Source organism: Streptomyces sp. NPDC058221 (assembly GCF_042882365.1).
GTDB lineage: Bacteria > Actinomycetota > Actinomycetes > Streptomycetales > Streptomycetaceae > Streptomyces.
Genome location: NZ_JBHVWF010000241.1, coordinates 1 through 7,590 on the forward strand (window position 1 = coordinate 1; position 7,590 = coordinate 7,590).

Sequence of the window (7,590 nt, forward strand, 5' to 3'; positions counted from 1 at the left end):
CGACTACACCGTGCTGGTCGACCACACCGGCGGGCTGCGGGAGAAGGAGCTCCTGGTCAGCCAGGGCTTCCGGTCCCACGTCATCGACGGCCTCATCCTCAGTCCCATCCATCTGGAGACCGAGGACCTGATGGCGCGTACCGAGACGGCCCCGCTGGTGCTGCTGGGTGAGCGCGAGTACGAGGCGCCGTACGACCACATCGCCATCGACAACGTGGCGGCCGCGCGTGAGGCCGTACGCCATCTCATCGACCAGGGGAACCGGCGGATCGCCTTCCTCGGCTCGCGGACCGGACGGGAGCGGCAGCCCGCCCATCTCCGGCTGCGCGGCTGGCGGGAGGAGCTGGCCGCCGAGGGCATCACCCCCGACGAGTCGCTCGTCGTGGTCACGGACGGCTACGGCCGCGAGGACGGGGCCACCGCGATGGCCGCCCTCCTGGACCGCGGGGAGCAGCCCGACGCCGTGTTCGCGTACAACGACCTCATCGCCATCGGGGCCATGCGCACCCTCTCCGAACGGGGGCTGCGCATCCCGGAGGACGTCGCCGTCGTCGGGTTCGACGACATCGAGGAGAGTCTCTACGGGGCGACCACGCTGACCACGGTCGCCCCCGACAAGGAGGCCATCGCCCGGCTCGCCGTCGACAGCCTCGTCGAACGCCTCTCCGGCGACCCGGTGCCCGCACCCCGGCGGCCCCGGCCCGGCTACCGGCTCATCGTCCGGGAGTCCACCGCAGCCCGGCCGCCCGCCGAGCAGGCCGGACCGTAGCACCCCGCCCGGCACGGCATGCCCCGGCGGGCACGACCGGCCGTACCACCGGCCGCCCCCGCCCCGACCGGCCGTCCGCTCGTCCCAAGGATCTCTGATGCCTCGCCCCACCGTGAACCGCAAACCGTTCGGCGCCCATGGGAACACCGCCGTCGATGTCTGGACGCTCGACTCCGGCACCGGAGTCCGGGCCGAGATCCTCACCTACGGCGGCATCCTGCACCGCCTCACCGTGCCGGACACCGGGGGCGCGCCCGCGTCGGTCGTACGGTCGCTGGCGGCTCTGGACGACTACACGGGCAAGAACCCGTTCTTCGGCGCCCTCATCGGCCGTTTCGCCAACCGCATCGCACACGGCCGCTTCACCCTCGACGGGGCGGCCCACCAGGTCCCCGCCACCGACCGGGGACACGCCCTGCACGGCGGACCGGAGGGCTTCCACACCCGCGTCTGGCAGGCCTCCGGCGAGGCCACCGGCACGGCGGCGGTCCTCCGGCTCACCCTCCACAGCCCCGACGGCGACATGGGGTTCCCCGGAGCGCTGGACGTCACCGTCACCTACACCCTCGACACGGCCGGCACCCTCGCCCTCGACTACACGGCGACCACGGACCGGGCCACCGTCGTCAACCTCACCAACCACTCCTACTTCGACCTCGGCGCGCGGGGCGACATCCTCGGCCACACGCTCCAGGTGGACGCCGACCGCTATCTCCCCGTCGACGAGGACGGCATTCCCGAGGGCCCGGCCGCGACGGTGGACGGCACCCCGTTCGACCTCACCGTCCCCCGCACCGTCGGGGAGCGGATCGCGATCCCCGACGAACAACTGCGCAGGGCAGGCGGCTTCGACCACTGCTGGGTCCTCGCAGAGCCCGGGGCGGACGTGCGCCGGGCCGCCCGGCTCACCGCTCCGGATGCCGAACGGATCATGGAGGTGTGGACCACCGAACCCGGTATCCAGGTCTACACCGCCAACCAGCTCGACGGCACCCTCGCCGCCCCCGGCGGCGGTCGCCACGACCGCCACAGCGCCGTCTGCCTGGAGACCCAGCACCTGCCCGACTCACCGAACCGGCCGGACCACCCCGGCACCGTGCTGCGCCCGGACGAGGTCTTCCGCAGCCGGACCGAGTTCAGGTTCCCGCACCTCCCCGCCACGGCCTGACCCCGCCGCACCCATGGAACGGGCCCGGCCCGCGGATGTCACACACTCCGCGGGCCGGGCCTCCTGATGCGCCGCGCTACTTCGGACACGGACCCGCTGAACCGACCAGCCCCCGGCGCGGCGTTGCTGCCGGGGACGGCACCGCCCGTTGCCCTGACCTTGCGGTGCCCGTCCTGGGAATGCCGGAATGTGCCGGGCTGTTGCGACGTCCATGACCTTCTCTGTTGACGTCACCGTGCGGGGCTACGAACTCGACACCCAGGGCCATCTGAACCAGGCCGTCTATCTCCAGTACGCCGAGCACGCGCGCTGGGAACTGCTGCGGGCCGCCGGGCTGCCCCAGGAGAAGCTGCTGGCCGACGGTGTGGGGCCGGTGGCGCTGGAGGTCACGGTGAAGTTCCGCAAGGAACTGCGCGGCGGTGAGCGGGTACGGGTCTCCTGCCGGTTCGACTACGGCAAGGGCAAGACCTTCACGATGGCGCAGCAGATCCTCAAGGAGGACGGCACGGTGGCGGCGGAGATCACCGGCGTCGCGGGCATCCTCGACCTGTCGACCCGCAGGCTGGTCCCCGACCCGGAGGGCCGCCTGGCCTCGCTCGCCGAGGCCCCGGAGCTGCTGAGCGGCTGACCTGGGCTCAGGACACCTTCCGGCCCGCCCCCATCGCGGCCACCGCCCGGCCGAGGCGGGCGGCCCGGACCTCGGGGGTCCGCGCCGTCAGAAGGCGCATGATCACCAGGTACCGGTCCGACTTCCCGAGCCCGTCGTAGAAGCGGCGCGCCGGTCCGTTCGCCTCCAGGGCGGCGGCGAGGTCGGCCGGGACGGTCGCCGTGCGCTGCGAGGCGTACGCCGCCTCCCACCGGCCGTCCGACCGGGCCGCCTCGACCTGAGCGAGACCGGACTCGCGCATACGCCCGGCCGCGAGGAGCGCCTCGACCTTCTCCACATTGATCTGCGACCACGTGCTACGGGGCCGGCGCGGAGTGATCCGCTGCAGGTAGTACACCTCGTCCCAGGACTTGCGCTGCCCGTCGATCCAGCCGAAGCAGAGCACGGTGTCGATCACCTCGGCCGCGGTCACCGACCGCACACCGGAACCCCGCTTGGCGATCTTCAGCCACAGGCCGGACCGGTCGGCGTGATGCCTCTCCAGCCACCCCTCCAGCTGGTCGGCCCGCTCGAAGGGGTGTGGGCTGTCGGGTGTGCCGGTCATCCTGCGCCTCCTGGGGGAGTGGCCGGGCCGCCTGCCCGTTGCGGATGCCACGCTAGGCGTCATACAGGACAGTTTCCGACCTGTATGGGTGCGCGGCTCATCCGCGCACTGCCGTGTGAGTGGCATCCAACTACGACGGATCTCGTATTATGGGAGCCCCGGACGAAGCGACGATGCGGAGCCACCGTGACCCCTGCCAGCGCCACCGACCAGGCCGTCGGCACCCGCAGGCTCGCCCACCCGGCCCGCGACGAGATCAGGATCGAGTCGGTGCTGCACGCGCTCTCCGACCCCGTGCGGCTGTGTGTCGTACGTGAACTGGCCGCCGCCGAGGGCGAGCTCACCTGCTCCCGCTTCGACCTCCCGGTGACCAAGTCGACCACCACGCACCACTTCAGGGTGCTGCGCGAGAGCGGCATCGTCCAGCAGGTCTACCGGGGCACCGCCAAGATGAACGGGCTGCGCCGCGAGGACCTGGAGGCGCTGTTCCCCGGACTGCTGGACCGGGTGCTCGACGGTGCGAACCGGCAGGCGGAACGTCTGGGCGAGGGCTGACCGCTCGCGTCACCGCTACGGGGGGCCGCCGTCCTGTGCCGCCTCCAGCAGGCCCGGCCAGTCCGGGATCTTGACCGGCCCGCGGCCGAGCGACCGCCCCAGGGCGGCCTCAGCACGTTCGATCGACAGCCAGCCGTCCCATTCCACCGGCCGCAGCCCCCACGCACGCAGCGCGGCCACCGGATCGGGCGCGCAGCGGCGTCCGGCGAGGAGCGGCTCGTCCTCGGCCAGCGAAGCGACCGTCTCCTTCGCACACGACCGGTTCGACCCGATGACCCCGGTCGGGCCGCGCTTGATCCACCCCGCCACGTACTCTCCGGGTGACGGCACTCCGTCGCGCAGCACCCGTCCGGCCCGGTGGGGAACCGTCCCGAGCACCGGGTCGAAGGGCAGGCCGGGCAGCGGCGTCCCCCGGTAGCCGACCGCCCGCAGGACGAGCTGGGCGTCGATCTCCTCGAACGTACCGGTGTCGCGCACCCCGCCGTTGCCGTCCGGTGCCGTACGGGCGAACCGCACACCGGCCACCCGTCCCCGGCGCTCGATGAGTTCGACCGGACGGAGGTAGAACCGCAGCGCGATGGTCCGAGGCGGCGTCCGCCCGGTGGCCGGGGCGCCCGTGGCCCACCCGCGCAGCACGTCGAGGTTCCGCCGCACCATCGCGGGCAGCGCCGGGGCGCCCGGCGCCGTACCGGCACAGGCAGGGTCCAGGGCGAGCTCCGCCGGGTCCACGGCGATCCGTGCCCCGGGGAGCCCGCCGAGCTCCCGGAGCTCCTTGGTGGTGAATCTGGCCTGCGACGGTCCGCGTCGGCCCGCCATGTGGATCTCGCGCACACGGCTGCCGGCCAGGACGCCGAGCGCCGGCTCCGGCACATCGGTCGGCCGCAGCTCATCGGAGCCCCGCGCCAGGATCCGCGCCACATCGACGGCGACATTGCCGACCCCGATCACCACGGCCGAACGGGCCCGCAGTGCGAATCGGGCAGCCGCCGCGTCGGGGTGGGCGCTGTACCAGGAGACGAAGTCGGTCGCCGAGTGGCTGCCGGGCAGCTCCTCGCCGGGGATGCCCAGCGGACGGTCCGTGGCCGCCCCGACGCAGTAGACCACCGCCTGGTAGAGCTCGCCGAGCTGCTGCGGTGACACCCCGCCCCCGCCGGCCGGGACGTTACCGACGAACGTGACCCGGTCGTGCTCCAGCACGGCCCGCAGGTTCTGCTGGAGCGACTTGATCTTCTCGTGGTCCGGGGCGACCCCGTACCGCACCAGGCCGTACGGACAGGGCAGCCGGTCCAGGACGTGCACCCGCACATCGGGCAGCAGTGGCTGGGTCACCAGGGCCTGAGCGGCGTAGATCCCGCTGGGGCCCGAGCCGACGACGGCGACGCGTTGCACGGCGCACCTCTTCCCGGAGGGTGCCTCCAGCATCGCACCGGCGGGCCCGGCGGGGGAGAGGTGCGCCGGGTGTTTCGTCAGGAGGAGAGCGCGCGCATCCGGCCGATTTCGGTGGTCTGCTGGGCGACGACGTCGTCCGCCATCTCCTCGACCTGGACGTTGTTCCCCTCCGACAGCACCTCGGTCGCCATGGTGACCGCCCCCTGGTGATGCGTGATCATCCGCTTGAGGAAGAGCTCGTCGAAGGTCTTTCCCTTCGCGGCCCGAAGCTGTTTCAGCTGCGCGTCGGTGGCCATGCCCGGCATGGTGCCGTGGTCGTGTCCCTCGGCCTGCTCCGTCTGCCCGTTGCGGCTGAGCCAGCCCTTCATGGCACCGATCTCGGGCTGCTGGGCAGAGGTGATGCGCTCGGCGAGCCGCTTGACCGCGGCCGAGCCGGAACGCGCGGCGACCAGGCGGGTGAGCACCAGTGCCTGGGAGTGGTGCTGGATCATCATCCGGACGTAGCGGACGTCCGCGGAGTTGGGGGTGTCCACCCCGGCGGCGGCCTTGGCGGCCTCCGACGCCGAGAGCGTACGCGCGGGCTCGCCCGGCTTCCCGGGGGCCACGACCGAACCGCCGCCGCCCGCCCGGTCGTTCGAGCCGCTGCCACCGCCGCCCGCGTCGCAGCCGGCCGAGGTGAGCACGGCGGCGGTGACGACCGCGGCGAGGGTGATTCCGCGAAAGCGTCGGACCTGACGACGAATCAACAAAGCGACCTCCGTTGATACCTGGGTGGTTGCGCTCTGTCCTAGCACGTCAACGCACAGCTGTGATCAAAAACTTTCATTACGTCTCTGTTGCCAGCTGTTGAGATGCCCATGGCAAGGACGATACTGCCGGGGTCCGTGAACCGGGCAACCACATACGGATCCATGGGAGGACGCAGTGACCTCGTTGCACACCACCCCGGTGCGGCGCAGACGTCTGGGCGTGGCGGCAGCCGCCGCCGGGCTCTTCGCCACTCTGCTGATGGCCGGACCCGCCTCCGCGACACCCGACCCGGGTGACGCGGGCGCCACCCGAACCGAAGTCTCCGCACGTACGGAGGCGGAGGCAGCTGCCGCGATCAAGAGCGGAGAGGTGCCAGGCGTGGACGAGATCGTCCACAGCAGCAACATCACCCATCTCACCAACGTGCCCAAGGACGCGCTCCAGGGACTCAACACGGACCTGGCCTTCCAGGGGAAGTACGCCTTCGCAGGCAACTACGACGGCTTCCGGATCTTCGACATCAGCAATCCGAAGAAGCCGAGGACGGTCGCCCAGGTCCTGTGCCCCGGATCGCAGAACGACATCTCCGTCTCCGGGAACCTGCTGTTCCTGTCCACGGACTCCTCGCGCAGCGACGACTCGTGCGCGAGCACGACGCAGCCCGCCACGGAGAAGTCCTCCTGGGAGGGCATGAAGGTCTTCGACATCAGCGACAAGCGCAGTCCGAAGTACGTCGCCGCCGTCGAGACCGCGTGCGGATCACACACCCACACGATCGGTCCCGAGCGCAACAACGTCTACGTGTACGTCTCCTCGTACTCGCCGAGCGAGACGTTCCCCGACTGCCGGCCCCCGCACGACGGGATCTCGATCATCAAGGTGCCGCGCAAGGCACCCGAGAAGTCCCGCATCGTGAACTTCCCGGTGCTCTTCCCGGACGGCGGGAACCCGGGCGCACCCGACAACCCCGGTGTCTCCAAGACCACCGGATGCCACGACATCACCGTCCTGCCGTCCAAGGACCTGGCGGCCGGCGCCTGCATGGGTGACGGTCTGCTGTTCTCCATCAAGGACCCGGAGAACCCGAAGATCATCGACCGGGTGCAGGACAACGTGAACTTCGCGTTCTGGCACTCGGCGACCTTCAACCAGCGCGCGGACAAGGTCGTCTTCACCGATGAGCTCGGCGGCGGCGGCGCGGCCACCTGCAACGAGGAGATCGGCCCGAAGCGCGGCGCCGACGGCATCTACGACATCGTCGGCAGGGGCGACCACCGCAAGCTGGTCTTCCGCAGCTACTTCAAGATCGACCGCCCGCAGGCCGACACCGAGGTCTGTGTCGCCCACAACGGTTCGATCATCCCGGTCAAGGGCCGTGACCTGATGGTCCAGGCCTGGTACCAGGGCGGAGTCTCGGTGTGGGACTTCACCGACTCCTCGAAGCCCAAGGAGATCGGCTACTTCGAGCGAGGTCCGGTCACCACGGAGGAGGTCACCACGGCCGGGCCGTGGTCGGCGTACTACTACAACGGCTACATCTACTCCAACGACATAGCCAAGGGCCTCGACGTCCTGAGGATCGACGACCGGCGTACCGATCCGGCGAAGCGGGTGCGGACGGACGAGCTCAACGTCCAGACGCAGCCGGACTACTTCGACTGAGCCGTGCGGCAGGCCGGGTCCTGCGGGAGCGGCCGGCCGGACACCCCGGTCGCGAAGAACCGCGACAGCTCCGTGTCTGTCTCTTA

8 protein-coding genes are annotated in these 7,590 nt (G+C 71.1%); 5 read left to right on the forward strand and 3 right to left on the reverse strand.

Translation table 11 applies throughout. The features are described 5' to 3' along the window. From ACFVW8_RS37485 to ACFVW8_RS37495, 3 genes are all read left to right on the forward strand, one after another. Positions 1 to 769 (forward strand): LacI family DNA-binding transcriptional regulator (locus ACFVW8_RS37485; RefSeq protein WP_389698234.1); only part of this gene is annotated, 769 nt, incomplete at its 5' end. A 97-nt stretch (positions 770 to 866) separates the two neighbouring features. Next, positions 867 to 1,937 (forward strand): aldose epimerase family protein, encoded by a 1,071-nt coding sequence (locus ACFVW8_RS37490; RefSeq protein WP_389698236.1) that lies wholly within the window; start codon positions 867 to 869, stop codon positions 1,935 to 1,937. Positions 1,938 to 2,148: 211 nt separating this feature from the next. After that, positions 2,149 to 2,565 carry an acyl-CoA thioesterase gene (locus ACFVW8_RS37495; protein ID WP_389698238.1) on the forward strand — a complete coding sequence of 139 codons (417 nt, stop codon included), beginning with the start codon at positions 2,149 to 2,151 and terminating at the stop codon, positions 2,563 to 2,565. 7 nt (positions 2,566 to 2,572) lie between these two features. Here ACFVW8_RS37495 and ACFVW8_RS37500 read toward each other — a convergent pair whose 3' ends face one another. Beyond that, the gene (locus tag ACFVW8_RS37500; RefSeq protein ID WP_389698240.1) at positions 2,573 to 3,148 is read right to left on the reverse strand and encodes a YdeI family protein; all 576 of its coding nucleotides are present in this window, start codon (positions 3,146 to 3,148) and stop codon (positions 2,573 to 2,575) included. 186 nt (positions 3,149 to 3,334) lie between these two features. Between ACFVW8_RS37500 and ACFVW8_RS37505 the strand changes: the two genes are divergently transcribed. After that, positions 3,335 to 3,703 (forward strand): ArsR/SmtB family transcription factor, encoded by a 369-nt coding sequence (locus ACFVW8_RS37505; RefSeq protein ID WP_389698242.1) that lies wholly within the window; start codon positions 3,335 to 3,337, stop codon positions 3,701 to 3,703. 15 nt (positions 3,704 to 3,718) lie between these two features. On the opposite strand, the gene ACFVW8_RS37510 is transcribed toward ACFVW8_RS37505, so the two are convergent. Then, a complete protein-coding gene (locus ACFVW8_RS37510) occupies positions 3,719 to 5,092 on the reverse strand; it encodes an FAD-dependent oxidoreductase (RefSeq protein ID WP_389698244.1) in 1,374 nt (457 codons plus the stop codon). A gap of 77 nt (positions 5,093 to 5,169) precedes the next feature. After that, positions 5,170 to 5,841 carry a DUF305 domain-containing protein gene (locus tag ACFVW8_RS37515; RefSeq protein WP_389698246.1) on the reverse strand — a complete coding sequence of 224 codons (672 nt, stop codon included), beginning with the start codon at positions 5,839 to 5,841 and terminating at the stop codon, positions 5,170 to 5,172. Positions 5,842 to 6,016: 175 nt separating this feature from the next. Here ACFVW8_RS37515 and ACFVW8_RS37520 point away from each other — a divergent pair, with 175 nt between their 5' ends. Continuing rightward, positions 6,017 to 7,504, forward strand: a complete 1,488-nt coding sequence (locus tag ACFVW8_RS37520) for an LVIVD repeat-containing protein (RefSeq protein WP_389698248.1) — start codon at positions 6,017 to 6,019, stop codon at positions 7,502 to 7,504. Positions 7,505 to 7,590: the final 86 nt, after the last annotated feature.

What these genes read in the sequence shown, in the direction of transcription:
- ACFVW8_RS37490 (WP_389698236.1), top strand. Translation starts at nt 867, where the DNA reads ATGCCTCGCCCCACCGTGAACCGCAAACCGTTCGGCGCCCATGGGAAC.
- ACFVW8_RS37495 (WP_389698238.1), top strand. Translation starts at nt 2,149, where the DNA reads ATGACCTTCTCTGTTGACGTCACCGTGCGGGGCTACGAACTCGACACC.
- ACFVW8_RS37500 (WP_389698240.1), bottom strand. Translation starts at nt 3,148, where the DNA reads ATGACCGGCACACCCGACAGCCCACACCCCTTCGAGCGGGCCGACCAG.